This is a genomic window from Bradyrhizobium sp. 6(2017) (genome assembly GCF_011058295.2).
Taxonomy (GTDB): domain Bacteria; phylum Pseudomonadota; class Alphaproteobacteria; order Rhizobiales; family Xanthobacteraceae; genus Bradyrhizobium; species Bradyrhizobium septentrionale.
The window spans coordinates 5,648,811-5,674,826 of the sequence record NZ_CP049289.2 but is presented as its reverse complement, the minus strand read 5'-3'; the positions used below and the strand labels follow the sequence as shown (position 1 = coordinate 5,674,826).

Below are 26,016 nucleotides of genomic sequence, written 5' to 3'. Positions count from 1 at the left end.
AACATCGGCGATCGAGCTTCCTAAGCGAAGCTGAACATGCTGGCGTTGAGTTGTCCGGGGGCGAGGCCGATCAACCAGGCAGCGTTGCCCGCCGCGTCGGTGATGATGGTCGTGTTGATCCCTGGCGAATAGAACTCGGCGGCCTGCACATCGGCAAAGGAATGCAGGGAGGTCCCGGTGAAGCTCAAGATGTCGTGGACACCGCCTGTGTTGAAGTCCTGTATCACCATGATCTCTGAGTTGGCATCGCTGATGTTGAACGTATCCGAGCCGCCGCCGCCCCACGCATAATCAACGCCACCGCCGCCGCTGATTACATCTGCGCCTGATCCCATAAGGAAAACGTCGACGCCGCTGCCGCCGGTCACCGTGTCCCCGCCGTTCGAACCATAAACGTAGTTCTGGCCCGAACCCCCATAGATGAGGTTTCCATCACTCTCGCCTGACGAGATGAAGATGTTGAGACCGGAGCCACCGAACATGGTGTCGGCGCCAGCGCCGCCGTAAAAATAGTTGGTGCCGGTTCCCCCATAGAGGAAGTCATTGCCGGCTTCGCCGTACATCACGTTGACATCGGACGGCGAGGCTCCCCCCGAGCCAGAAAGGGTATCGTTGCCGTCGCCGCCAAAAAGGTAATTGAAGCCCGTGCCGCCATAAAGCGCGTCGTCTCCAATCCCACCAAGCAACACGTCAAGGCCATCGCCACCGAACAGAAGGTCGTTGCCTCCGTAGGCATAAATATAATCGTTACCGGCGAGCGCGTAGATCGCATCGGCCGCGCTTCCTCCAAGCAAAACATCATTCGCCGCCGTGCCGTTGGTGACAATGTCACCTGCAGGAACCTGCGGTTGGTTCGAGGGCGGTCCATAGAGCGCTTGAATGCCATCGATGTCCGACTGCGTCAGGTTGGTTATATCAGCGCTGGCGTAGGGGTTCATGATCGCCGGGCCGCCGGTGTAATGATCGAGGCCCAATGCGTGGCCGATTTCGTGCGTTGCAACGGCCTCGAAACTTATTCCTCCCGAAAGCGTCAAACCGCTGGAGGACGACGTGTAGTTTTCAGCCTGGTCAAAGCTGACTGTGACATCAGGCAGAAAGTCGCCGTTGGAGTAGTAGTACGATGTCTCAGCCAGAATCCCGTAAGGGCCGTCAAAAGTCCCGAGTCCGAAACGGATGTCGACGCTCGCAGAATCCGCCACCTCGACGAACGTCACATCGGCAACGGCGGACCATCGCTTCAAGGCATCGATGATTTCCCGTTCATACTCACCGGGCTGGAAGAACGTTGAGAATGTGTCAGGCTGCCCGGAGAAATTGACCGTCGCGAAGCTCCACGTGATGGTCTTCGACGACCAGACGGGACCTTCCAAGTTATAATCAGTCATGGAGCTTCCTGCCTGTTGCGTCGCGCCCGGAAACGAGTATCGCGGTACTTCGCTTCCGGAGTTTTATTTCGACCGATTTGTGGTGCCGAAAGGGTAAATAAATTCCTGTGAGATCAACCGTCCTGGCTGGCGAGAAACTCGGCATCAAGGAGGACGACGAGGGCACTTGACTCGTCAGCTTCACGCACTGCGATCTCGGATATTTCGACCTGGAGCAGAAATCCTTGCAACCCACCGACAACCCGTTCGGCACGAGGTCGTCACCCATGTCTCCGGGCTGGACAACCAAGTCGATGGCGGAGACGGAGGGATTCGAACCCTCGATAGGCCTTTACAAGCCTATAACGGTTTAGCAAACCGCCGCCTTCAGCCACTCGGCCACGTCTCCAATGGCGCCGATATGCCCGAGAGGGCGCTGAGCCGCAAGCGGCAGATTCAGATTGCGACAAGGTGATTTGGTGGCAGCTGCGCCGACGGCCGCCCTGGAGCCTTTATATGGAGCGCCAATCGTGAGGCGCTGACGCGGCAAATCGCACGAAATTCTAATTATAACAATGAGTTGCGTCGGGATTCGGCCGCGATCCGTCGCAAGCCTGTTGAAAACCGCTCCCGCCGGGTCATTCCACGCTGGCGCCGCGGTGCAGGTCGGCCTCGATCTGCAACCGGGTCCCGCCGCCGAAGCGGGCGCGATAGACCTGCAGGTTCTCCATGATGCGCTGGACGTAGTTCCGCGTCTCCGAGAACGGAATCAGCTCGACCCAGTCGACCGCGTCGACCTTGGGATCGCGCGGGTCGCCATAGCGCTCGATCCACTTCTTCACGCTGCCGCGGCCGGCATTGTAGGCGGCGAAGGTCAGGATGTAGGAGCCGCGATAGTCCTCGAGCAGGCCGCCGAGCTCGGCGGCGCCAAGCGTCGCGTTGTAGACCGGGTCGGTCTTCATCCGGTTGAGGTCGAAGCCGATGCCGGCGCGCTTGCAGACGTAACGTCCGGCGTCGGGCGTCACCTGCATCAGGCCGTAGGCTTGGGCCGGCGACACCACGGCCGGATTGAACGCGCTCTCCTGGCGCGCAATCGCGTAGACGACGCTCTGCTCGACCTCCGGCCCGACCTGGCGGAACGACGGAATGCCGTTGACCGGATAGGCGTAGTGGTCGAACGGCAGTCCGCGGTTGAGCGCGGACTTGCCCATCAGCAGCATGCCGCGCGCGTCGCCGTTGCGTGCGGTCAGCTCGCCGAGGCCGGCCAGCGCTTCCGGATCGCCATTGTCGCCGAGGTCGCCGAAGATCGGGATCGCGAGCTCGCGCGCGTCGATTTCGTACAGCAGCGCCACCGCGCGCACGATCTCCAGCCGATCGGCGCCGCGGCCGCGCGGCGCGCTGTTCAGCTCGATCTGCGGCAGGCCGAGTTTTGCGCGCGCGAGCTGTCCGTAATAACTGGTGGATTGTTCGGCCGCGCGTGCATAGGCGGCACGTGCCTCCTGGCCGCGGCCGGCGGCTTCCGCGGCGCGGCCCTGCCAATAGCCGGCACGCGCCAGCGCAGTCGGGTTGGCGCTGCCGACGCCGATCCGCGCGAAATGCTGCGCGGCGAGGGCGGGATCGTTGAGGAAGCGCAGCGCGATCCAGCCGGCGGTGAATTCCTGCTCGGTCTTGTAGATGTCACGGGCCGGCAGCGCCGCGTCGCGCGCGATCAGATAGGCGGTGCGAAACTCGTTGGTGTCGATCATCTTGCGCGCTAGCAGCCGGCGCTCGATCCACCATTCGTCGACATTGTAGAGGCGGGAGGCCTCCTTCGGCGCACTCAGCATCAGCCGCGCAGCCTCAGCGAATTTCTCCTCTCGGCGAAGCAACTGAATCTTCGCGAACAAATAGCCGGTGTCGCCGGAGAGTTCGTCCGGCACCGCTTCCAGCAGTGCGCGCAGGTTCGAACCCTTGCGGGTCGCAGCGATACGTGCCTTGGCCAGCGCCACGTAACCGGAGCCGAGCCGCTTGGCCTCGCGCATGCCGGCAGCTTCGTTGTCGGTGCCGTAGAGCATGGTGTCCATGCGCGCCTTGTGGTCGCCGGCGGTGAGGAACGAGCCGAACAGATCGAGCGCGGCGGTTTCGGTGTCCTCGCTCATCCCGTCGTTGCGCCAGGCCTCGCGGACCAGGCGCTCGGCATTGCCGCGGTCGCCGCGGCCGATCATCACCTTGGCGAGCGCGAGCCGGCCCTTGGCCGAAACCGGCGATTCATTCTGGAACCAAGCCCAGACCGCGGAATCGTCGCGACGGTCGTCCCACAGCGAGGCCTCGATGCGGCGACGCAGGAAGGTCTGCGAAGGCCAGCTCGGATTGGCGTCGAGGAAACTGCGGTAGCGCTCGACCGAGGCGCCATTGTCCTCGCTGCGCAGGATCAGCCATTCGGCAAGCTTGCGCGCGACCGGATCGGAGATCGAGGCCTCGGCCTCGGTGGCGTCGGAAGGCCTGCGCTTGCGCAGCAGCTCGACGACGTTGGCGACCGCGTCCTTGTCCGACTGCGACGTTGACGATGTCGCGGCCACCGCCGCAGGCACCACCGGCTTGCGCACGACAGGGGCGGCATGCTGGCGGGTCGCGGGAACCAGCGCGGGTGCGGCCACGCTGGCGGGCGCCGGTTTCTTCGGCAGACTTCCCGTCGAAGCTGGCGAGGCGGTCTTGGGCGCGGCGGTCTTGTGCGTGTCGGTCTTTGACCCCGCGCTCTTGGAATCGGTGGTCTTGGGATGAACGGTCTTGGCACCGTCCGTCTTGGCCGCGCCGGACGCAGTTGTCTTCGCGGCGTCGGTCTTTGCGGAGTCGCTCTTGGTTGCGGCTGGCTTTGAAGCAGCCGCCTTGGGAGCGTCGGCCTTGGGAGCAGCCGCCTTGGGAGCGGCAGACTTCGGTGCCGCGGCTTTGGGAGTGGCGGCCTTGGGAGTCGCGGCTTTGGGAGCGGCGTTGTCGGCAGCCGACGGTGTTGCCGGCGCATCCGCGGCGGCCCATGCATCGGATGTGATGACGGCAAGGCCGACAACGAGCGCGAGGCTCGTCGCCAGCGCCGTCGATCGCAAAGTGCCTGCGCGGGCGGAACGGATCACGGAAATCCTCTGCGGCCCCGAATCATCTGGTCGTTCGGGCCATGGGTTTCTTACATGGGTTTCTTATTTGATTGAAAACGTGGACAAAATACTAAGAAGTCTGCCGGTGCGGCTGTTTGCGCCAGCACCACGGCAAAATCGCGGCTGGAACCGGCTGGGAATAGGTACGGTGCGGCCCTTTCGCCTGTCGGCCAGACCCGATATGAATTGCCTTTCGTGGCGTTTCGCATCGACCGGGTGCCGGTCGCACAGACGTGAAGCGCGCCAACAAGAACGGTCCGTCGACCTAGCCTATAGCCTGAAGCGTTTGGAGGAAGTCCATGGCAGCCAAGACAAAATTCCGGGGGTCATTCACTGCCTTGGTGACGCCCTTCAAGAACGGCTCGGTGGACGAGGCGGCGTTCCGCAGCCTCGTGAACTGGCAGATCGCCGAGGGCACGCACGGCCTGGTGCCGGTCGGCACGACAGGCGAGAGCCCGACGCTCAGCCATGACGAGCACAAGCGGGTGGTCGAGTGGTGCATCGAGGAGGCCAAGGGCCGGGTGCCCGTGATCGCCGGCGCCGGTTCGAATTCGACCAAGGAAGCGATCGAACTCGCCAAGCACGCGGAGAAGGCAGGGGCCAATGCGGTGCTGGTCGTGACGCCGTACTACAACAAGCCGACCCAGGAAGGCATGTACCAGCACTTCAAGGCGATCAACGATGCGATCGGCATTCCGATCATCATCTACAACATCCCGCCGCGCTCGGTGATCGACATGTCGGTCGACACCATGAAGCGGCTGTTCGAGCTGAAGAACATCGCCGGCGTCAAGGATGCGACCGCGAGCATGGTGCGGGTCTCGCAGCAGCGCGCCGCGATGGGCGAGGACTTCAACCAGCTGTCCGGCGAGGACGCGACCATCATCGGCTACATGGCGCATGGCGGCCATGGCTGCATCTCGGTGACCTCGAACGTCGCGCCGCGGCTGTGCTCGGAATTCCAGACCGCCTGGCAGAAGGGTGACGTCACCACGGCGCTGAAGATCCATGACAAGCTGATGCCGCTGCACACCAATCTGTTCATCGAGAGCAACCCGGCGCCGGTGAAATACGCGATGTCGCTGCTCGGCAAGCTGGACGAGAAGCTGCGCCTGCCGATGGTGCCGGTCACCGAAGCCACCCGCACTGCCGTCCGCAGCGCCATGGTGCATGCCGGCCTGATCAACTGAGCCGGACCGGACCTGCCGTGAACAATGCCGTGCGCAACGTCGAAGAGAAGGGGATGGGCATGCTGAAGGAATTCCGCGAATTCGCCATGAAGGGCAATGTCGTCGACCTCGCCGTCGCCGTCATCATCGGTGCGGCCTTCGGCGCGATCGTCACCTCGCTGGTCGGCGACATCATCATGCCGATCATCGGCGCGATCACGGGCGGGCTCGATTTCTCCAACTATTTCACCGGACTTTCCAAGGCGGTCAACGCGACCAATCTGGCCGACGCCAAGAAGCAGGGGGCGGTGCTGGCCTGGGGCAACTTCCTGACGCTGACGCTCAACTTCCTGATCGTCGCATTCGTGCTGTTCCTGGTCATTCGCACCATGAGCCAGTTCAAGCGCAAGGATGAGGCCAAGCCCGCCGAGCCGCCGAAGCCGTCCGACGAGGTCGTGCTGCTGACGGAAATCCGCGACCTCCTCAAGAAGGGCTAAAGTGGCCGACAAGAACGAACGTCCGATCAAGGTTGTCGCCGAAAACCGAAAGGCCCGCTTCAACTACGCCATCGAGGATACGATCGAGGCCGGCATCTCGCTGACCGGCACCGAGGTGAAATCGATCCGCAGCGGCAAGAGCACGATCGCGGAATCCTATGCGGATTCCAAGAACGGCGAGATATGGCTGATCAACGCCAATATCCCCGAATATCTGCAGGCCAACCGCTTCAACCACGAGCCGAAGCGGCCGCGCAAGCTGCTGCTGCATCGCAAGCAGATCAACAAGCTGCTCGGCGCTGTCGACCGCGAGGGCATGACGCTCATTCCGCTGAAGCTGTACTTCAACGAGCGCGGCCGTGCCAAACTGCTGCTCGCGATCGCCAAGGGCAAGAAGCTGCACGACAAGCGCGAGTCCGAGAAGAAGCGCGACTGGGGCCGCGAGAAGGGCCGCCTAATGCGGGCGCGAGGATAGAATTCAAGCCGTCATTGCGAGGAGCGAAGCGACGAAGCAATCCATCCATCCACTGCGGCGCTGTGGATTGCTTCGCCAAGTTTATCATCGGGCGCGCGTTGGCGCGACCCGTTGGCTCGCAATGACGACCCACGGAGATTTGGGCGATGAGCCAGAGCAGCCTGACCGATGTCGACTGGAGCAAGATCCCACCGCCCACGGACGACGGCGGCGCGGCGCATCTGACCGGCATGACGATCCCGCCGGTGACCTTGCGCGCCACCAACGACACGTCGGTCACGTTGTCGGCGCTCGAGGGCCGCACCGTGGTGTTCGCCTATCCACGAACCGGCGAGCCCGGCAAGATCGGGCTGGTCGATGATTGGGACATGATCCCCGGCGCCCGCGGCTGTACGCCGCAAACCTGCGCGTTCCGCGACCTGTTCGCCGATCTGAAGGCGGCCGGGGCCGCGCAGGTGTTCGGGCTGTCGACCCAAAGCAATGCGTACCAGACCGAAATGGCGTCGCGCCTGCACCTGCCGTTCCCGGTGCTGTCGGACGAAGCGCTGGAGCTGACGCACACGCTGAGATTGCCGACGATGTCGGTGGCGGGCCTGACGCTGATCAAGCGGCTCGCTTTGGTCGTCGACGATGCGCGCATCGCCCACGTGTTCTATCCGGTGTTCCCGCCCGACCGGAACGCCGGCGACGTGCTGCAGTGGTTGAGGGATAATCCGAAGCTCTAGCCGAGATCCTTCCGCACGGTCGCGAAGACCTTACGGAACATGTCGGTGGTCAGCACGCCCGTGTTCGTGTTGTAGCGCGAGCAGTGATAGCTGTCGTAGAGCTTGAAGGGACCCGCGCTATGCACTGCACCGTGCACAAAGGGGGCCGCGGCCAAGCGGATGCCCAGCGCCCTCAGCGTCGATTCGTGGGCGATTCGCCCGAGCAGCACGATCGCGCGCAGCTTCGGCATCGTGGCGATGGTGGCACTCAGGAATTGCCGGCAGGTGTTGATCTCGGCCGGTAGCGGCTTGTTCTGCGGCGGCACGCAACGCACCGCGTTGCTGATCCGGCTGTCGACCAGCTTGAGGCCGTCGTCCGGGCGCGCCTGATAGACGCCGCTGGCGAAGCCATATTCGAGCAGGGTCGCGTAGAGCAGGTCACCGGCATAATCGCCGGTGAAGGGACGGCCGGTGCGGTTGGCGCCCTGCATGCCCGGCGCGAGCCCGACGATCAACAGCCGCGCATTTGGGTCGCCGAAAGACTCCACCGGCGAGTTGAACCAGTCCGGGTGGAGGGCCCGCGCTTGTGCGCGGAAGTCGGCCAGCCTGACACAGAGCTGACAGTTGCTGTCGGGGCGCGTAGGTGCGGCGACGAGGTTACTCGTCGAAATCGTCATCGGCTCCCCGTGGGGCCATGGTGGTGGTCGCGCGCTGCAGGAATTGCGGGGAGTGGTGACGCGGTTCGCGCGGGGCCGGACGTTCGGACGGATCGCGGCCGAGCTTGGATTGCAGCTCGACGAGATCGGTGAAGACGTCGGCCTGGCGGCGCAGCTCGTCGGCGATCATCGGCGGCTGGCTGGCAATGGTGGAGATGACGGTGACGCGGACGCCGCGGCGCTGCACTGCCTCGACCAGGGAACGGAAGTCGCCATCGCCGGAAAACAGGATCATCTGGTCGATGTGTTCGGCAAGTTCCATGGCATCGACCGCGAGCTCGATGTCCATATTGCCCTTCACCTTGCGGCGGCCGCTGGCGTCGATGAATTCCTTGGTGGCCTTGGTGACGACGGTGTAGCCGTTGTAGTCGAGCCAGTCGATCAGCGGACGGATCGACGAGTACTCCTGATCTTCAATGATCGCCGTGTAGTAGAACGCCCGCAACAGCGTGCCTCGACTCTGGAATTCCTTGAGGAGGCGCTTGTAGTCGATGTCGAAGCCCAGCGTCTTTGCGGTTGCGTACAGATTGGCTCCGTCGATGAAGAGCGCGATCTTGTTGGAAACAGGTGACGACATCAAAGTGTTCTCGCGTGGTTGTTAGTGTTTTTAGCGCAGCGGCGAACGACCGCGCGCAATTTCCTGCGTTGCTGCCTAAAGTTCTGTGAATCTTTCCCCACGACAGTCACCACCGCAATTATGGTGAGGCGAGGGCAAAAAGCCTAGACCTTTGACATTGCAATGAAGAGATTTACTTGTCTGGGACAGCAACCTAGCCATGTCGTCAGACGCTCCGGCCCTTCTGGCCCCGGCAGATCGGGTTATCAGAGCCTGTTGGGAAGGCAAATCACAAATTTTACCTTGCGAAACCGGGGCTAGCCCTATAACTAACCCTCATAACCAACATGTTCGGTTCCTTTTACCACGGAGCGCCTCGAGATGGCTCGCGTCACCGTCGAAGATTGCATTGATAAGGTCGACAATCGTTTCGACCTCGTCCTGTTGGCTGCGCATCGCGCCCGGATGATCTCGTCGGGCTCGCAACTCACGGTTGATCGCGACAACGACAAGAATCCGGTGGTCTCGCTGCGAGAGATCGCCGATTCGACGATCTCGCCGGAAGACCTGAAAGAGGAACTCGTGCACTCGCTCCAGAAGTTCGTCGAGGTCGACGAGCCCGAGCCCGACACCGTGCCGCTGATCGGTTCCGCCGGTGCCAGCGTTGATGCCGACGACACCGAGGTCGCAGTCGAACGGATGACCGAGGAAGAGCTGCTGAAGGGCCTCGAAGGCCTGGCGCCCCCGGAGGAGCAGCCCGAGGAAGACGAATAAGCTCCTCGTTTCGGATTGATTTGAAAAAGGCCCGGACATTGCTCCGGGCCTTTGCTTTTGTTGACAATTTCGCTGTTACGGTGCGTCCTATGCAGGCGCGGGAAATTGAACGGTTCCAAGGCCCGCGCAGGGTGCTGCTTCATTCGAAAGCGCACTAGATTGAGCAAGGTGGGACGTTCCGGTCCCGCGGGAGAGGCATCGCGTTCATGGCGTATCGACGCCGCAGTTCCATCCAGATGCAGGCTGCAACCGAAACGGTCGCGGTGGCGCCGGCGTCGTCCGCGGCGGAGCGGCCGGCCAAGCCGCGGACGCGCATGATGCGACAATATGACCTTGTCGAGCGCGTCCGCTCCTATAACCCCGATACCAACGAGGATCTGCTCAACCGCGCCTATGTCTACGCCATGAAGGCGCACGGCACGCAGACCCGTGCCTCCGGTGATCCCTATTTCTCGCATCCGCTCGAGGTCGCCGCGATCCTCACCAACCTCAAGCTCGACGATGCCACGATCGTCGCGGCCCTGCTGCACGACACGATCGAGGACACCGAGGCGACGCGCGCCGAGATCGATCATGTCTTCGGCCACGAGATCGGGGCGCTGGTCGAAGGCCTGACCAAGCTGAAGCGGCTGGAGCTGGTGTCGCGCGAGGCCAAGCAGGCCGAGAATCTGCGCAAGCTGTTGCTGGCGATTGCCGACGACGTCCGCGTGTTGCTGATCAAGCTCGCCGACCGCCTGCACAACATGCGCACGCTGGAATTCGTGCCGCCGGCCTCGCGCCGCCGCATCGCCGACGAGACGCTGGACATCTATGCGCCGCTCGCCGGCCGCATGGGTATGCAGGAGATGCGCGAGGAGCTCGAGGACCTGTCCTTCTTCGTGCTCGATCCCGAGGCCTATGCCGTGGTCAAGCAGCGGCTCGATGCGCTGGCCGAGCGCAACCGCAATTTAATCGGCGAGATCGAAAGCCAGCTCTCCAAGAACCTGCAGAAGAACGGCATCACCGCGCGGGTGTTCGGTCGCCGCAAGCAGCCGTTTTCGATCTGGACCAAGATGGAGCGCAAGTCGGTCGGCTTCGAGCAGCTCTCCGACATCTACGGCTTCCGCGTCATCCTCGATGATGTCGGCGCCTGCTACCGCGCGCTCGGTATCGTCCACACCACCTGGCCGGTGGTGCCGGGCCGCTTCAAGGACTACATCTCGACGCCGAAGCAGAACGACTACCGCTCGATCCACACCACCGTGATCGGTCCGGGCAAGCAGCGCGTCGAGCTGCAGATCCGCACCGAGGAGATGAACCAGATCGCCGAGTTCGGCATCGCCGCGCACGCCTTCTACAAGGAAGGGGCGGGCTCGCCGCACGAGCGGATGAAGCACGAGTCCAACGCCTTCGCCTGGCTGCGCCACACCATCGGCATCCTTTCGGAAAGCGCCAATCCGGAAGAGTTTCTGGAGCACACCAAGCTCGAGCTGTTCCACGACCAGGTGTTCTGCTTCACGCCGAAGGGCAAGCTGATCGCGCTGCCGCGCAACGCCAATGTGATCGATTTCGCCTATGCCGTGCACACCGGTGTCGGCAACAGCGCGGTCGGCTGCAAGATCAATGGCAAGTTCGCGCCGTTGTCCTCCGAGTTGCAGAATGGTGACGAGGTCGAGGTGCTGACCTCGAAGGCGCAGTCTGCGCCGCCATCGGCCTGGGAAGCGCTCGCCCGCACCGGCAAGGCGCGGGCCGCGATCCGGCGTGCCACCCGTGATGCCGTGCGCGACCAGTATGCCGGCCTCGGCCGCCGCATCGTCGACCGCCTGTTTGCCCGCGCCAAGATCGAATATGCCGACGACAAGCTGAAGGGCGCATTGCCGCGGCTCGCGCGTTCCTCGATCGAGGACGTGATGGCCTCGGTCGGGCGCGGCGAGATCAAGGCTTCCGATGTCGCGCGCGCGATGTATCCCGACTACAAGGAAGAGCGCCTGGTGCGCTATGGCGCCAAGAAGGGGCTCGCCGCCAAGCTGAAGACGCAGACCCCGCCGCATCCGGCGCGCGCCACCTCGGTGATCCCGGTGCGCGGCATCAATTCCGACCTGCCGGTGAAATTCGCGCCGAACGGCGGCGCCGTGCCGGGCGACCGGATCGTCGGCATCGTGACGCCGGGCGAGGGGATCACGATCTATCCGATCCAGTCGCCGGCGCTGAAGGATTTCGAGGAGGAGCCGGAGCGCTGGCTCGACGTGCGCTGGGACATCGACGAGACCATGCCGCAGCGTTTCCCGGCGCGTATCCTGGTCCACAATGTGAACGAGCCCGGCAGCCTCGCCCAGATCGCCACCGTGATCGCCGAGCACGACGGCAATATCGACAACATCCACATGTCGCGCCAGTCGCCGGATTTCACGGAGCTGACCATCGATCTTGAGGTCTATGACCTCAAGCATCTCCTCGCTATCATCGCGCAACTGCGCGCCAAGGCCGTCGTCGCAAAGGTCGAGCGCGTCAATGGTTGAAGATGGATGCGCGGGACATAGGCGAGCGGAAGCGACGCCGTCCTTCGGGCCGCTATGCCCGCGCATGACGAGTTAGATTTGCAGGTCCAAGAAAATGTCAAATGCTCCTCCGCTGCGCCTCGGTATCAATGTCGATCACGTCGCGACCCTGCGCAATGCGCGCGGCGGGGCGCGGCCCGATCCGGTGCGGCTGGCGCTGGCCGCGATCGAAGCCGGCGCCGACGGCATCACCGCGCATTTGCGCGAGGATCGCCGCCACATCCGCGACGAGGACATGGCGCGGCTCAAGGCCGAGATCTCCAAGCCTTTGAATTTCGAGATGGCGGCGACCGACGACATGCTGCGGATTTCGCTCGCCACCAGGCCCCACGCCGTCTGCCTGGTGCCGGAGCGACGTCAGGAACTCACCACCGAAGGCGGCCTGGACGTGGTCGGCCAGCACAATGCGCTGGCGCCCTTCATTGCGCGGCTCAATGATGCCGGCATCCGGGTCTCGCTGTTCATTGCCGCCGATCCCAGGCAGATCGAGATGGCCGCGAAGCTGAAGGCGCCGGTGATCGAGATCCACACCGGCGGCTGGTGCGACGCCGCGGTCGACGGTCACACCGACAAGGCGGCGGCCGAATGGAAGCGCATCATCGATGGCGCCAAGCTCGCGCAGGCGGCCGGGCTCGAGGTCCACGCCGGCCACGGGCTCGACTATGACACCGCCGAGATCATCTCCGCGCTGCCCGAAATCCGCGAGCTGAACATCGGCTACTTCATGATGGGCGAGGCGCTGTTCGTCGGCATCGCAGGCACAGTGCGTGAGATGCGCGCGGCGATGGATCGTGGCCGCGCCAGGGCGCAAGGCGCAGTCGGCGCATGATCATCGGTATCGGCTCCGACCTGATCGATATCACGCGGGTCGCGAAGGTGATCGAGCGCCATGGCGAGCGATTCCTCGATCGCATCTTCACCGATGCCGAGCGCGCCAAGGCGATGCGCCGGGCCAACAATGAGAAGATGGTGGTGGCGACCTACGCCAAGCGCTTCGCCGCGAAGGAGGCCTGCTCCAAGGCGCTCGGCACCGGTATCCGGCGCGGGGTGTGGTGGAAGGACATGGGGGTGGTCAACCTGCCGGGAGGGCGGCCCTCGATGCGGCTGACCGGTGGGGCGCTGGCCCGGCTCCAGGAACTGACGCCGGAGGGCATGCAAGCGCAGATCGACCTTTCGATCACGGACGATTGGCCGCTGGCTCAGGCCTTCGTCATAATTTCGGCGGTTGCTCCGGCCAGATGAGCGCAGGGCGCCGGAATCGGCCGGAAAACTTTAGCAAACTAAAAAATCATTGACATTTCAATGAATTGCGAAGTTTTGAGGCGGCGATTGATTGCGCCCTTGCGAACAACCGTCTAAAACGCCGCTGGGTATATCGAGCGAGACGCGAATTTCGGGTTTAGGTCGGGATTTGCCCTCAAGATCAGAATCAAGGCCATTTTCCTCACGCGGGGATCGAGCGCTTCGCGTGGAGAGAACGTTCTGCCACCGCGCGGGCATCTGGGCCCGCGGGAATTGGGAAAGCAATGAGCGCGACCACCGGAACCAAATCTGAGAGCGGCTTTGGCGAGACCATCCGCGTCGTCATCCATGCCCTTCTGATCGCGCTCGTCATCCGCACTTTCCTGTTCCAGCCGTTCAACATCCCGTCGGGCTCGATGAAGGCGACGCTGTTGGTCGGCGACTACCTGTTCGTCTCGAAATATTCCTACGGCTATAGCCATTATTCGATCCCGTTCTCGCCGAACATCTTCTCGGGGCGCATCTTCGGCTCGGAGCCGAACCGCGGCGACATCGTGGTGTTTCGCCTGCCGCGCGACGACTCCACCGACTACATCAAGCGCGTCATCGGACTGCCGGGCGACCGGATCGAGGTCAGGAACGGGCTGCTCTACATCAATGATGAGCCGATCAAGCGGGAACGGCTGAGCGACTTCATCGGCGAGGACCCTTGCGGCTCGGCGGATGCAACCGCCCGCGTCAAGCGCTGGAAGGAAACCCTGCCGAACGGCGTCAGCTATGAGGCGCTGGACTGCACCGACAACAGCTACATGGACAATACCATCGTCTACACCGTTCCGCCCGGCCATTTCTTCATGATGGGCGACAACCGCGACAATTCCACCGACAGCCGCTTCCTGTCGCAGGTCGGCTACGTGCCGTTCGAGAACATCATCGGGCGGGCCCAGATGATCTTCTTCTCGATCGCCGAGGGCGAGCAGGCCTGGATGATCTGGCGCTGGCCGTTCGCGGTGCGGTGGAACCGCCTATTCTCCATCGTGCGATGAACGACGACACCGCAGCCATCAACGATCAAGCGCCCGCCGGCGAGCCGAGCCCGACGCCTGCCGCCGAGGGCACGGCTGCGCCGAAGAAGCGGCGCAGCAAGGCCGTCAAGGCGGCCGAAGAGAAGGCCGCGATCGCCGGCACCGAGGCGCGCATCGGTTACAATTTCTCGGATCCGGCGCTTCTGACGACCGCGTTCACCCACGTCTCCGCGCTGAAGCCCGCCACCCGCAACCGCGCTGACAGCTACCAGCGGCTGGAATTTCTCGGCGACCACGTGCTCGGCCTGATCGTCTCGGACATGCTGTTCCGGGCGTTCCCCAAGGCCGACGAGGGCGAATTGTCGAAGCGGCTCGCCGACCTCGTGCGCAAGGAGAGCTGCGCCGACGTCGCCAAGTCGCTCGGACTGCTCGAGGACATCAAGCTCGGCATGGTGAAGGCGGTCGAAGGCGCGCGGCTGCGCAAATCCGTGCTCGGCGACATCTGCGAAGCGGTGATCGGCGCGATCTTTCTCGACGGCGGCTACGAGGCGGCGCGCCAGTTCGTCGAGCGCAACTGGACCGAGCGGATGCACAAGCTGCGCCGGCCGCTGCGCGATCCCAAGACCGTGCTGCAGGAATGGGCGCAGGGCAAGGGACTGCCGACGCCGGTCTATCGCGAGGTCGAACGCACCGGCCCGCACCACGATCCGCAATTCCGCGTTGCGGTCGACCTGCCGGGACTGGCCTCCGCCGAGGGGCTCGGCGGCAACAAGCGCGCGGCCGAGAAAGCAGCAGCATCCGCGATGATCGAGCGTGAAGGCGTCGGCACCAATGACTGACGAAGCCAAGGGGCAGGCGGACGCGACGCGCTGCGGCTTCGTCGCGCTGATCGGTGCGCCCAATGTCGGCAAGTCGACGCTGGTCAATGCGCTGGTCGGCTCCAAGGTCACCATCGTCTCGCGCAAGGTGCAGACCACGCGCGCGCTGATCCGCGGCATCGTGATCGAGGGCAATGCGCAGATCATCCTGGTCGATACGCCCGGCATCTTCGCGCCGCGGCGCCGGCTCGACCGCGCCATGGTGTCGACCGCCTGGAGTGGCGCCCACGACGCCGATCTCGTCTGCGTGCTGCTCGATGCCAAGGCTGGGATCGACGAGGAGGCGCAGGCGATTCTGGCTAAGCTCGAATCCGTCGCGCATCCCAAGATCCTGGTGCTGAACAAGGTCGACCTCGTTCAGCGGGAAAAATTGCTCGCGATGGCGCAGGCCGCCAACGAACGCATGCGCTTCGAGCACACATTCATGATCTCGGCGTTGTCGGGGGATGGCGTCGACGATCTGCGGCGGACGCTGGCGCAGATGGTGCCCGAGGGGCCGTTCCACTACCCCGAAGACCAGATGTCGGACGCGCCGATGCGGCATCTGGCCGCCGAGATCACGCGCGAGAAGATCTACAGCCATCTGCATCAGGAATTGCCGTACCAGTCGACGGTCGAGACCGACAGCTGGACCGACCGCAAGGACAAGTCGATCCGCATCGAGCAGACGATCTATGTCGAGCGCGAGAGCCAACGCAAGATCGTGCTCGGCAAGGGCGGCGCCACCATCAAGTCGATCGGCGCGCAGGCGCGCGCCGAGCTCGCCGAGATCATGGGCGTGCCGGTGCATCTGTTCCTGTTCGTCAAGGTGCGCGAGAACTGGGGCGACGATCCCGACCGCTACCGGGAAATGGGACTGGAATTCCCCAAGGAATAGATCGGCGTTTGAACGTGCCCAGAGCAATGAGCGTGCCCAGAGCGATGAATGTGCCCAGAAACGTGCTGTGGTTTGAGGTGCTGCTCTATCTGTCGCTGACGCTCGACGCGCTGTCGGTGGCGTTCCAGGACCGAACGCCGAGTGTCGTGAGGACCGAGCAGATGATCACGGGCGAGACGCTGACGGCCGGCTGCATGATCCTGCTCCTGGTGTATTTCGTCCGGCTCGCCGCGCGGCACCGCAAGAACTGGCCGCGCTGGGCGCTGGCTGCCATGCTGGTGCTGTCGGTGATCTCGCTGGTGCAGGTGATGGGCGAAAGGGGCTTGGAGCTCGACAGCGCCATCGAGGTGGTGTCCTGCATCCTGACCACGGCCGGGCTGTATTATTCCTTCACCGGCGACGCGCAGGGCTGGTTCAACGCGTAAGCCTGCGTAGGGCGGGTTAGCGAAGCGTAACCCGCCGTGTAACTTCCTGGCGATATCGGCGGATTACGCTGCGCTGATCCGCTCCACATGATACTTTTGCAACCATGGAATGGACCGACGAAGGCATCGTGCTGGGCGTGCGGCGGCATGGCGAATCCTCCGCCATCGTCGAGCTGTTGACGCGCGAGCACGGCCGCCATCTCGGCCTGGTGCGCGGCGGCGCCAGCTCGCGGATGCGGCCGCTGCTGCAGCCCGGCAACAGCGTCACCGCGGTGTGGCGGGCGCGGCTCGACGAGCATCTCGGGATGTATGCGCTGGAGGGCACCCGGCTGCGGGCGGCGACGCTGCTGGCCTCGTCGCACGCCGTCTATGGCGTCACGCATCTGGCGGCGCTGGCGCGGCTGTTGCCGGAGCGCGATCCGCATGAAGACATCTACGAGATGCTGCAGGGGACGCTCGACGATTTCGATGACGCCGGCGTTGCCGCTGTGCACCTGATCCGGTTTGAGCTCGCGATGCTGACCGAGCTCGGCTTCGGGCTCGATTTGGACAACTGCGCGGCCACCGGGGAGACCACCGACCTGGTCTACGTGTCGCCGAAATCCGGCGGCGCCGTGTCCCGCACGGCCGGCGAGCCGTGGCGCGACCGGCTGTTGCCGCTGCCGGCATTCCTGCGCGAAGGCGAAGCCGGCGCCAACAGCTGGTCGGATCAGGACCTGCTCGACGGTTTCCAGGTCACCGGCCTGTTCCTGCTCCGCCACGTGCTGGAGCCGCGCGGCCAGGGCCATTCCGACGCCCGCGACGGATTTATCAACGCCGTGACCCGGCGGCGGAGCCGGACCGCGGTTCCTTAAGCCCGATTCGCAACCTAAATTCCCGGTGATTCGCGGCTTGCCCGATTCATCGCCAAGGTTTAACGCCTCCCCATGGGAAAACGACAGATACCGCCGGAAGAGCCAGCCGAGATTCACGAGGTGCCGCTACGCGATGCGCTCGAGGAGCGCTATCTCGCCTATGCGCTCTCGACCATCATGCACCGCGCGCTGCCGGACGCCCGCGACGGGCTGAAGCCGGTGCACCGGCGCATCCTCTACGGCATGGACCTGCTCGGGCTCGACCCGCGCGCGGCGTTCAAGAAGTCGGCCAAGATCGTCGGCGACGTGATGGGCTCGTTCCATCCGCATGGCGACCAGGCGATCTATGACGCCATGGTGCGTCTGGCGCAGGATTTCTCCTCGCGCTACCCGCTGGTCGACGGCCAGGGCAATTTCGGCAATATCGACGGCGATAATCCGGCCGCCTACCGCTACACCGAAGCGCGCATGACCGAGGTCGCGCGGCTGCTGCTCGACGGCATCGACGAGGACGGCGTCGAATTCCGCGCCAATTACGACGGCCAGTCGAAAGAGCCCGTGGTGCTGCCGGGCGGTTTCCCGAACCTGCTCGCCAACGGCGCGCAGGGCATCGCGGTCGGCATGGCGACCTCGATCCCGCCGCACAACGCCGCCGAACTCTGCGACGCCGCGCTGCATCTGATCGAGAAGCCCGACGCCAAGTCGAAGGCGCTGCTGAAATGGGTCAAGGGCCCAGACTTCCCGACCGGCGGCATCGTCGTCGATTCCAAGGAATCGATCATCGAGGCCTATACCACCGGCCGCGGCTCGTTCCGGACCCGCGCCCGCTGGTCGGTGGAGGAGGGCGCCCGCGGCGCCTGGGTGGTCGTCGTCACCGAAATCCCGTGGCTGGTGCAGAAGTCGCGCATGCACGAGAAGATCTCGGAGCTCCTCGACCAGAAGAAGCTGCCGCTGGTCGGCGACGTGCGCGACGAATCCGCGGAGGATGTCCGCTTCGTCATCGAACCGAAGTCGCGCACCGTCGATCCGGCGCTGATGATGGAGTCGCTGTTCCGGCTGACCGAGCTGGAAAGCAAGATCTCGCTGAACCTCAACGTGCTGATCAAGGGCCGCATTCCGAAGGTGGTCGGCCTTGCCGAGTGCCTGCGCGAATGGCTCGACCATCTGCGTGACGTGCTGATCCGCCGTTCCAACTTCCGCAAGACCCAGATCGAGCACCGGCTCGAAATCCTGGGCGGACAGCTGATCGCCTTTCTGAACCTCGACAAGGTGATCAAGATCATCCGCACCGAGGACGACCCCAAGCCGGTCTTGATGAAGACCTTCAAGCTCTCCGACGTCCAGGCCGACGCCATCCTCAACATGCGCCTGCGCAATTTGCGCCGCTTGGAGGAGATGGAGATCCGCACCGAGGACAAGGATCTGCGCAAGGAGCTGAAGGGCCTCGAGGGCTTGCTCGGTTCCGAGAGCGAGCAATGGACCAAGGTCAGCGACCAGGTGCGCAAGGTCCGCGACATCTTTGGGCCGAAGACGCCGCTCGGCAAGCGCCGCACCACCTTCGCCGATGCGCCCGAGCATGATCTCGCCGCGATCGAGGAGGCCCTGGTCGAGCGCGAGCCGTGCACCGTCGTGATTTCCGAGAAGGGCTGGGTGCGGACGCTGAAGGGGCACGTCGAGGATCTCTCGGGGCTCGCCTTCAAGACCGACGACAAGCTCGAGCACTCGTTCTTTGCCGAGACCACCTCGAAGCTGCTGCTGTTCGCCACCAACGGCAAGTTCTACTCGCTCGACGTCGCCAAGCTGCCGGGCGGCCGCGGCCATGGCGAGCCGATCCGCATGTTCATCGACCTCGAGCAGGACGCCGCGATCATCTCGCTGTTCGTCAACAAGGGCGAGCGCAAGTTCCTGATCGCGAGCAGCGAGGGGCAGGGCTTTGTCGTCAAGGAAGAGGACTGCGTCGGCAATACCCGCAAGGGCAAGCAGGTGCTCATCGTCGATGCGCCGAACGAGGCTTGTGCGATCACGACCGTAACCGGCGACACCGTCGCGGTGATCGGCACCAACCACAAGATGGTGCTGTTCGGTCTCGACCAGGTGTCGGAGATGGCGCGCGGCCGCGGCATGCGCCTGCAGAAATACACCAGTGCCTCGCTGTCCGATGTCGCGGTGTTCGATTCCAAGACCGGCCTGACCTGGAAGGATTCCGCCGGCCGCGAGCACAGCATGACCCTGAAGGAACTGGCCGACTGGCGCGGCAACCGCGCCGACGCCGGCCGGCTCGCCCATGGCCTGCCGAAGTCGAACAAGTTCAATCGCGGCGTGGAGTAGTTGCGTAGGGCGCTTAGGCGCAAGCCGTAACCCGCCATTCTTGTCGCGGCGGATTACGCCTTCGGCTGGTCCGCCCTACGGTCTTCGGCGAGCGCGGTGTGATAGTATCCACATTTTGCCGCGCTATAACCGTCGCCGACGATAGCGGGCGACGGTTGCCATGGCGCACAATCACGACCACGACCATGACCACAGCGGTCATTCTCACGAGCATTCCCATGCCGGGCACAGCCATGCGCCCGACAGTTTTGGCACGGCCTTCGCAATCGGCGCGTCGCTCAACGCCGCTTTCGTCGTCGCGGAGCTGATCTTCGGCTATTCCGCCAACTCGCTGGCGCTGGTCTCCGACGCCGTTCACAATCTCTCCGACGTCATCGCGCTGCTGCTGGCTTGGGGCGGGGCGTGGCTCGCCGGCAAGCGCCCGACCGATACCCATACCTATGGCTACCGCCGCGCTTCGATCCTGGCGGCGCTGTTCAACGCCGGGCTGCTCCTGATCGCGGTTGGCGGCATTGCGGTCGAGGCGATCAACCGCTTCCGCGAGCCTGCCGAGGTGGCAAGCTGGACCGTGGTCTGGGTCGCGGCGCTCGGCATCCTGATCAATGGCGGCACCGCGCTGCTGTTCATGCGCGGCCGCGACAGCGACCTCAATGTGCGCGGCGCCTATCTGCACATGGCGGCCGATGCCGGCGTCTCGCTCGGCGTCGTCGTCGCCGCGCTGCTCATCATGGCGACCGGCTGGCAATGGCTCGATCCCGCGATCAGCCTAGTCATCGCCGTGGTCGTACTGCTGAGCGGCTGGGAACTCGCCCGCGACAGCGTCAACCTCGCGCTTGATGCGGTACCAAGGGGCATCGATCTCAAGGAAGTGAGGGATTATCTGGCCGCGCTCGAGGGCGTCACCGAGGTGCACGACCTGCACATCTGGGCGATGAGCACGAGCGAAACCGCGTTGACCGCACACCTGGTGCGCCCCGGCGGACATGACGATGCGTTCCTGCATCAGGTCTGTGCAAAGCTGTCGGAGCGGTTCAGCATTCACCATGCTACGCTGCAGGTCGAAATCAGCAGCGAGACCTGTCGGCTGGCGCCGGCGGAAATGGTCTAGAGCATGATCCGGAAAAGTGCGAAGCGGTTTTCCGGAAAGATCATGCTCAGACAAGAAGCTAAGGCGCGACAATGATTCAACCTCATCTCATCGCGCTTTAGCACCGGCGCCGATCGCATCGCGATCGCGCAGTTTATCGGAGACTTGCCATGCACTCGCATTCGATCAATCAGTGGACCCACGAGCACGTCTTCCTCGGTGCCGGGCATTCCCAGAACGAGCGCCGGACCTGGATCGTGGTGGCGCTCACGGCCGTGATGATGGTCGGCGAGATCGTCGCAGGTTGGCTGTCCGGGTCGATGGCGCTGCTCGCCGACGGCTGGCACATGGCGACGCATGCGGCCGCGCTCGGCATCGCAGGGCTCGCCTATCTGCTGGCGCGGCGCCAGGCCGGCAATGCACGCTTCTCGTTCGGGACCGGCAAGTTCGGCGATCTCGCCGCGTTCTCCAGCGCGATCATCCTGGCCATGATCGCGATCCAGGTTGCGTGGGAGAGCATCGACCGGCTGCTGCACCCGGTGCCGATCGCTTACAGCGAGGCGATCATGGTCGCGGCGCTCGGTCTCGCCGTCAACCTCACCAGCGCCTGGCTGCTGCGTGATGACCATGATCGTCACCATCATCACGGCCATGGCCACGATCATCACCATGACGATGACCACCACCATCACCATGACAACAACCTGCGCGCCGCCTACGTCCATGTCCTGGCCGACGCCGCGACCTCGATCCTGGCGATCGGCGCGCTGCTGGTCGCGATGGTTGCGAACTGGGTCTGGGCCGACCCGCTGGTCGGCATCATCGGCAGCATCGTGATCGCGAGCTGGGCCTACGGCCTGATTCGCGCGGCCGGCGCCGTGCTGCTCGATGTCAGCGCCGACACGCATCTGGAGACCACCATCCGCGAACGCATCGAAACCAAAGGAGACCGCGTCACCGATTTGCATTTGTGGCAGGTCGGCCCCGGCCACCGCGCCGCCGTGATCTCGGTAGTCTCGGATCACCCGCTGCCGCCTGCGACCTACAAGCGCCGGCTCGGCGGCCTGTCCGGCCTCAGCCACGTCACAGTCGAGGTCGAGACCTGTGCGGACCACGACCACGCGCATTGAAGCGATCGGCTCGACCAGGGAAGGCAACATGATGAAGGCAATCGGTCTTGCAATATTGTTCTGGGTCGTGGCCGCGTTGCCGCAGGCATATGCTCAGCCTGCGAATTCCGGTGTCGAGAGGCTGTACATCCTCAACTGCGGCGAGGGCGTCGCGGGTGACATTTCACGCTGGTCGCCCGGCGTGAATGAAGGCAAGTCGATGGACTTCGTCGACAATTGCTATCTGATCAAACACGCGCAGGGCTGGTTTTTGTGGGACACCGGCATTCCCGACGCGGTGGCGGAGATGCCGAACGGCCTGGCGCCTGCCGATCCCAAGGCGGTCACCTGGCGGCGGCCGAAGACGCTTGCCGCGCAGCTCGACCAGCTCGGGGTCAAGCCGTCGGACATCAAGGCAATCGCCGTCTCGCACACCCATCCGGATCACATCGGCAATGTCGAGCTGTTCCCGGCCGCGATGCTGTATGTGCAGAAGGCAGAATATGAGTGGCCTGGCACCAACAACGCGCCGCGTTTCAAGCCTGAGCATCCCGCCACGAAGCTCGAGGGCGATCGCGACGTGTTCGGCGACGGCAGCGTCACCATCCTGTCGACACCGGGCCACACGCCCGGTCACCAATCGCTGCTGGTGAAGCTGCCGAAGGCCGGCGCGGTGGTGCTCACCGGCGATGCCGTTCACTTCAAGGATAATTGGGACAATCGGCGCGTGCCGAGCCTGAACGCCAGCAAGGACCAGACGCTGGCCTCGATGCAGAAGATCGCCGACACGCTGACCAAGGAAAAGGCGCAGCTCTGGATCAACCACGACAAAGCGCAGCGCGACGGACTGAAAATGTCGCCGGACTTCTATGATTGAGCCGCTTTGGCGCCGCTCGCTTTCGACCAATTCCGGAACAGCGCCGCCGTCGCCTCGTCCATCGGAAAGAAGCTTTCGATGCGCAGCTCCTGCAGCGTGACGTCCTGGGGCGTTCCGAGCGTCGCGATCGTGGTGAACAGCTGCAGGCGGACGTCGCTCTTGCGGAACAGCATCGGCAGCACCGGTCCGGACGCCGGCCCCGCAGGCGGTGCGGCCAACGCGGCTTCGACACCGTCATGGGACACCAGGCGCTTGAGCAATTCCGCCGTCGCGGTGGTGCCGTCGGCGGCGGCATCGGCCTCGACGCTGCGGACGAAATAGCCGGCCACCTCGGCCCAGTTGGTGAGATAGGGGCGCAGCACGTCGGGCGCGACCAGCGCGTCGGCGAGATTGACCGGCGTGCCGGGAGCCAATGGTCCGACCAGGAATTCCACCAGCCGCCCGGCGCCAGCATTGGCGAGCAGCAGATTCCAGTGCCGGTCGACCACGACCGCCGGGAACGGCTCCTGCTGCGCGAGTATAAAATCCAGCGCGCGACGGATCTGGGCGAGCTCCGGCGCGGCAAGGTCGGTCTGCCGCCATACCGGCGCGAAGCCGGCCGCGACCAAGAGCGCGTTCTGCTGGCGCAACGGCACGTCGAGCGCGGCAGCGAGCCGGATCACCATGTCCCTGCTCGGTGCGGCGCGCCCGAGCTCGAGGAAGCTCAGATGGCGCTGGGAGATATTCGCACGCCCGGCGAGCTCGAGTTGCGAGTGGCCCTTGCGCTGCCGCCACCAGCGCAGGCTGGCTGCAAAATCGTGCTGCTGCGACATGAGTACCTGTCAGGTAGTTGCCGGAATGATCTCGCTCGGCAAGATGCCACAAGCGAACGCGAAACGCATGGGGTGCAGGATGGGCGAGTGGATCGGCGTTGCGATTGCACTGGTCTCGAGCTGCCTCGGCGGTACGGCGGCGGCGATCACGCGCTATCTGGCTGGTAACGCCGACCCGATCACGCTGGCGATCCTGCGCTGGGCAATCGGGTTTCTCTGCGTGCTCCCCGCCGCGGTCCTGCTCGGCGCGAAATGGCCGCGGCGCGAGGATTGGCCTGCGGTCGCAGCGCTCGGCGTCGCCTTCTTCGGCGTGTTCTTCGTGCTCTACAATCTTGCGATATCCTACACGACGGCGGCGCGCGCCAGCCTTGCGCTGGCGACCTTGCCGCTCTCGACCATGGTGGTCGGCGCCTTGCTCGGCATCGAGCCGCTGACGATGCGCAAATCGGCCGGGGTCTCGATTGCCGTGCTCGGCGTGGCGGCCGCGCTGGCCTCCGGGCTGTCGGCGGCGCCGCCGGGGGCATGGCGCGGCGAGTTGATCATGGCCGCCGCGGTGCTCTGCATGGCGTTCTACAACGTGCTGTCGCGACCGTTCATCCGCCGCTCGAGCGCGCTCGGCTTCCTCGCCGTGGGCATGGGTGCGGGTGCGGCCGCGCTGGTGGCGGTGGGGACGTTCACCGGCAGCCTGGCGACCCTGCGCGATTTCGGCACGTCGCAATGGATCGCGGGGCTCTATCTTGGCATAGCCGGCGGCGCGCTGGCCTTCATCCTGTGGGTGCTGGCGCTGGAGCGGGCATCGCCAACCCGCGTTGCCAACACCATGACGGTCAATCCGATCGCCGCAGGCCTGCTCGCCAAGCAAATGGTCGGGGAGCCGATCACGGTCAATCTGGTCGTCGGCCTGATCGCGGTATTCGCCGGAATCTGGATCGCGACGTCGGAGACCAAAGCGGCCTGATCAGCTGCGCGGGGCTGATAGCGCGGTCGCCGGCGGGCCGGGCACGTGCTTCGGTTTCAGCGTGCCGGCGTAGAATGACAGGGTGAAGATCAGGATGAGGCCGGCAAGATAGACCCCATAGGATTGCGGCGGGGTGATCGCCCATTGCATGAAGCGTCGGATCGGATTTGGCGGGCTGGCATCATTGTCCATGCGCTCTTGTGCGCGAAGGCCGCAGCAAAGGGAAGCGGGAATCTCAGACTTCAGCGGCGGTGTTCCGCGCGAAATGGTGAGGCTGGCGGCCTTGCAATGCTGCATTGGCGTCCGCATCTATCACGCGACGACCAGCCCTTCCTCCCGCACCAACTGCCCGGCATAATCCAAAGTATGGAACTGACGCCCCGTTTGCGCCTCATGAATTGGTTGGTCCGCCGGGGTCTGACCGGCCTGCCGGAAAACGACCTGCTGCGCGGCTTCTGCGAGCGCTGCCGGGCTGGGGGCATGCCGCTGTCGCGGGCGATCGTCTTCATCGACACCCTGCATCCGATCTTCGAGGGACGCGGCTTCCGCTGGAACGACGGCGAGAGCAACGAGGCCGACATCTTCGAATACGGCTCGACCAGCAGCGGCGAGGCCGGCCAGAATTGGCGGCGGTCGGCCTTCTACCACATGCTCGAAAACGGACATGACGAGATGGTGATTGATCTCACCGGCTCGCACGATTTTTCGATGATCGGCGACCTTGCCGAGAAGGGCCACAAGCATTTCGCCGCGTTCGTGCATCGCTTCGGCGAGGCCGGCACGATCGGCGAGATGGACTGCTTCTACTCCTACTACACCACCCGCCGTTCGGATGGGTTCGATGCCAACCACATGGCGGCGCTGCGCGACCTGGTGCCGGTGCTCGGGCTCGCGATCAAATCGGCGGCGCAGGTCGAGATCGCGCGCACGCTCGGGCGGGTCTATCTCGGCCGCGAGACGGCGGAGCAGGTGTTGCGCGGGCGCATGCAGCGCGGCATCACCGAGAAGATCAAGGCCGTGCTGTGGTACTCCGACGTGCGCGGCTCGACCGCGATCAGCGAGCGCATCGGCCCCGACGAGATCATCCCGTTCCTCAACGACTACGCGCAGGCCTCGATCGATGCGATCCACGATGCCGGCGGCGAGGTGTTGAAGCTGATCGGCGACGGCGTGCTGGCGATGTTCACCAGCGAGAACATGACGGGCGCCAAGCGCGCGGCGCTGCGGGCCGAGCACAGATTCCGTCATAATATGCGGGTGCTGAATGATCGCCGCGAGAACGAGGGGCGACCGACCACGTCGGCCTATGTCGGGCTCCATGTCGGCGAGGTCTTCTACGGCAATATCGGCAGCGAGGACCGGCTGGATTTCACGGTGGTCGGGCCCGCCGTCAACGAGGTCAGCCGGATCGCCTCGATGTGCGCCTCGGTCGATCGGGAATTGCTGACCTCGACCGACTTCCGCACCGGGCTCGACGCCGCCGGCCGCAACTATCTGGTCTCCACCGGCCGCTTCGTGCTGCGCGGGATCGGCCACGCGCAGGATCTCTACACGCTGGATCCGGCTGTTGCCGCCGACGAGGTCGTCGGCGGCAAATACGAGCGCTATCTGGCGAGCTGAACCC

The 26,016-nt window shown here is 64.4% G+C and carries 25 protein-coding genes and 1 tRNA gene; 19 read left to right on the top strand and 7 right to left on the bottom strand.

Going from position 1 to position 26,016, the window contains the following annotated elements; all coding sequences use genetic code 11:
* Window positions 1-20 precede the first annotated feature (20 nt).
* The 3 genes from G6P99_RS26655 to G6P99_RS26645 form a co-directional block, all read right to left on the bottom strand.
* Entirely contained in the window at window positions 21-1,385 is a 1,365-nt protein-coding gene (locus G6P99_RS26655) for a matrixin family metalloprotease (RefSeq protein WP_084518463.1), read from the bottom strand.
* Window positions 1,386-1,679: 294 nt separating this feature from the next.
* Window positions 1,680-1,773: transfer RNA gene (locus G6P99_RS26650), tRNA-Ser, on the bottom strand.
* A 229-nt stretch (window positions 1,774-2,002) separates the two neighbouring features.
* Complete coding sequence (locus G6P99_RS26645) at window positions 2,003-4,468, bottom strand: lytic transglycosylase domain-containing protein (protein ID WP_371261174.1); 2,466 nt, start codon at window positions 4,466-4,468, stop codon at window positions 2,003-2,005.
* Window positions 4,469-4,791: 323 nt separating this feature from the next.
* On the opposite strand from G6P99_RS26645, the gene dapA reads away from it, so the two are divergent.
* The 4 genes from dapA to G6P99_RS26625 all read left to right on the top strand — a co-directional run bounded on the left by dapA (window position 4,792) and on the right by G6P99_RS26625 (window position 7,358).
* A complete protein-coding gene (dapA, locus tag G6P99_RS26640) occupies window positions 4,792-5,682 on the top strand; it encodes a 4-hydroxy-tetrahydrodipicolinate synthase (protein WP_029081097.1) in 891 nt (296 codons plus the stop codon).
* 59 nt (window positions 5,683-5,741) lie between these two features.
* Complete coding sequence (gene mscL / locus G6P99_RS26635; RefSeq protein ID WP_029081098.1) at window positions 5,742-6,158, top strand: large conductance mechanosensitive channel protein MscL; 417 nt, start codon at window positions 5,742-5,744, stop codon at window positions 6,156-6,158.
* Window position 6,159: 1 nt separating this feature from the next.
* A complete protein-coding gene (smpB, locus tag G6P99_RS26630) occupies window positions 6,160-6,633 on the top strand; it encodes an SsrA-binding protein SmpB (RefSeq protein WP_029081099.1) in 474 nt (157 codons plus the stop codon).
* A 146-nt stretch (window positions 6,634-6,779) separates the two neighbouring features.
* Window positions 6,780-7,358, top strand: a complete 579-nt coding sequence (locus G6P99_RS26625; protein ID WP_029081100.1) for a peroxiredoxin — start codon at window positions 6,780-6,782, stop codon at window positions 7,356-7,358.
* On the opposite strand, the gene G6P99_RS26620 is transcribed toward G6P99_RS26625, so the two are convergent.
* The gene (locus G6P99_RS26620) at window positions 7,355-8,014 is read right to left on the bottom strand and encodes a uracil-DNA glycosylase (RefSeq protein ID WP_029081101.1); all 660 of its coding nucleotides are present in this window, start codon (window positions 8,012-8,014) and stop codon (window positions 7,355-7,357) included. The genes G6P99_RS26625 and G6P99_RS26620 overlap by 4 nt on opposite strands.
* The gene (locus G6P99_RS26615) at window positions 7,995-8,630 is read right to left on the bottom strand and encodes an NYN domain-containing protein (protein ID WP_029081102.1); all 636 of its coding nucleotides are present in this window, start codon (window positions 8,628-8,630) and stop codon (window positions 7,995-7,997) included. Before G6P99_RS26615 ends, G6P99_RS26620 begins: the two co-directional genes overlap by 20 nt.
* 360 nt (window positions 8,631-8,990) lie before the next feature.
* Here G6P99_RS26615 and rpoZ point away from each other — a divergent pair, with 360 nt between their 5' ends.
* The 13 genes from rpoZ (at window position 8,991) to G6P99_RS26550 (ending at window position 22,622) form a co-directional block, all read left to right on the top strand.
* Window positions 8,991-9,383: a DNA-directed RNA polymerase subunit omega gene (rpoZ, locus tag G6P99_RS26610; protein ID WP_016844003.1), complete on the top strand. Its 393-nt coding sequence runs from the start codon at window positions 8,991-8,993 to the stop codon at window positions 9,381-9,383.
* A 206-nt stretch (window positions 9,384-9,589) separates the two neighbouring features.
* Entirely contained in the window at window positions 9,590-11,881 is a 2,292-nt protein-coding gene (locus G6P99_RS26605; RefSeq protein ID WP_165123945.1) for a RelA/SpoT family protein, read from the top strand.
* Between the two features lie 94 nt (window positions 11,882-11,975).
* Entirely contained in the window at window positions 11,976-12,749 is a 774-nt protein-coding gene (locus tag G6P99_RS26600; RefSeq protein ID WP_029081104.1) for a pyridoxine 5'-phosphate synthase, read from the top strand.
* A complete protein-coding gene (gene acpS, locus G6P99_RS26595) occupies window positions 12,746-13,162 on the top strand; it encodes a holo-ACP synthase (protein ID WP_021078359.1) in 417 nt (138 codons plus the stop codon). The genes G6P99_RS26600 and acpS overlap by 4 nt, the downstream gene beginning before the upstream one ends.
* Before the next feature lie 284 nt (window positions 13,163-13,446).
* Window positions 13,447-14,208: a signal peptidase I gene (lepB, locus tag G6P99_RS26590; RefSeq protein WP_029081105.1), complete on the top strand. Its 762-nt coding sequence runs from the start codon at window positions 13,447-13,449 to the stop codon at window positions 14,206-14,208.
* The gene (gene rnc, locus G6P99_RS26585; protein WP_029081106.1) at window positions 14,205-15,026 is read left to right on the top strand and encodes a ribonuclease III; all 822 of its coding nucleotides are present in this window, start codon (window positions 14,205-14,207) and stop codon (window positions 15,024-15,026) included. The genes lepB and rnc overlap by 4 nt, the downstream gene beginning before the upstream one ends.
* The gene (gene era / locus G6P99_RS26580; RefSeq protein ID WP_029081107.1) at window positions 15,019-15,942 is read left to right on the top strand and encodes a GTPase Era; all 924 of its coding nucleotides are present in this window, start codon (window positions 15,019-15,021) and stop codon (window positions 15,940-15,942) included. Before rnc ends, era begins: the two co-directional genes overlap by 8 nt.
* A 44-nt stretch (window positions 15,943-15,986) precedes the next feature.
* On the top strand, window positions 15,987-16,367 hold the full coding sequence (locus tag G6P99_RS26575; RefSeq protein WP_029081108.1) for a hypothetical protein: 381 nt from the start codon (window positions 15,987-15,989) through the stop codon (window positions 16,365-16,367).
* Window positions 16,368-16,471: 104 nt separating this feature from the next.
* A complete protein-coding gene (recO, locus tag G6P99_RS26570) occupies window positions 16,472-17,221 on the top strand; it encodes a DNA repair protein RecO (RefSeq protein ID WP_029081109.1) in 750 nt (249 codons plus the stop codon).
* Window positions 17,222-17,293: 72 nt separating this feature from the next.
* Window positions 17,294-19,549 (top strand): DNA topoisomerase IV subunit A, encoded by a 2,256-nt coding sequence (gene parC, locus G6P99_RS26565; RefSeq protein WP_165123942.1) that lies wholly within the window; start codon window positions 17,294-17,296, stop codon window positions 19,547-19,549.
* Window positions 19,550-19,709: 160 nt separating this feature from the next.
* A complete protein-coding gene (locus tag G6P99_RS26560; protein WP_029081111.1) occupies window positions 19,710-20,657 on the top strand; it encodes a cation diffusion facilitator family transporter in 948 nt (315 codons plus the stop codon).
* Between the two features lie 149 nt (window positions 20,658-20,806).
* Window positions 20,807-21,766: a CDF family Co(II)/Ni(II) efflux transporter DmeF gene (gene dmeF / locus G6P99_RS26555; protein ID WP_029081112.1), complete on the top strand. Its 960-nt coding sequence runs from the start codon at window positions 20,807-20,809 to the stop codon at window positions 21,764-21,766.
* A 28-nt stretch (window positions 21,767-21,794) separates the two neighbouring features.
* Window positions 21,795-22,622: an N-acyl homoserine lactonase family protein gene (locus G6P99_RS26550; protein WP_029081113.1), complete on the top strand. Its 828-nt coding sequence runs from the start codon at window positions 21,795-21,797 to the stop codon at window positions 22,620-22,622.
* On the opposite strand, the gene G6P99_RS26545 is transcribed toward G6P99_RS26550, so the two are convergent.
* A complete protein-coding gene (locus G6P99_RS26545; protein ID WP_029081114.1) occupies window positions 22,613-23,434 on the bottom strand; it encodes a helix-turn-helix domain-containing protein in 822 nt (273 codons plus the stop codon). The genes G6P99_RS26550 and G6P99_RS26545 overlap by 10 nt on opposite strands.
* A 79-nt stretch (window positions 23,435-23,513) precedes the next feature.
* Here G6P99_RS26545 and G6P99_RS26540 point away from each other — a divergent pair, with 79 nt between their 5' ends.
* Window positions 23,514-24,392 (top strand): DMT family transporter, encoded by an 879-nt coding sequence (locus G6P99_RS26540; protein ID WP_029081115.1) that lies wholly within the window; start codon window positions 23,514-23,516, stop codon window positions 24,390-24,392.
* Here the strand turns inward: G6P99_RS26540 and G6P99_RS26535 are convergent, their stop codons facing one another.
* Window positions 24,393-24,584 (bottom strand): hypothetical protein, encoded by a 192-nt coding sequence (locus G6P99_RS26535; protein ID WP_029081116.1) that lies wholly within the window; start codon window positions 24,582-24,584, stop codon window positions 24,393-24,395.
* A 174-nt stretch (window positions 24,585-24,758) separates the two neighbouring features.
* Between G6P99_RS26535 and G6P99_RS26530 the strand changes: the two genes are divergently transcribed.
* Window positions 24,759-26,012 (top strand): adenylate/guanylate cyclase domain-containing protein, encoded by a 1,254-nt coding sequence (locus G6P99_RS26530; protein WP_029081117.1) that lies wholly within the window; start codon window positions 24,759-24,761, stop codon window positions 26,010-26,012.
* Window positions 26,013-26,016: the final 4 nt, after the last annotated feature.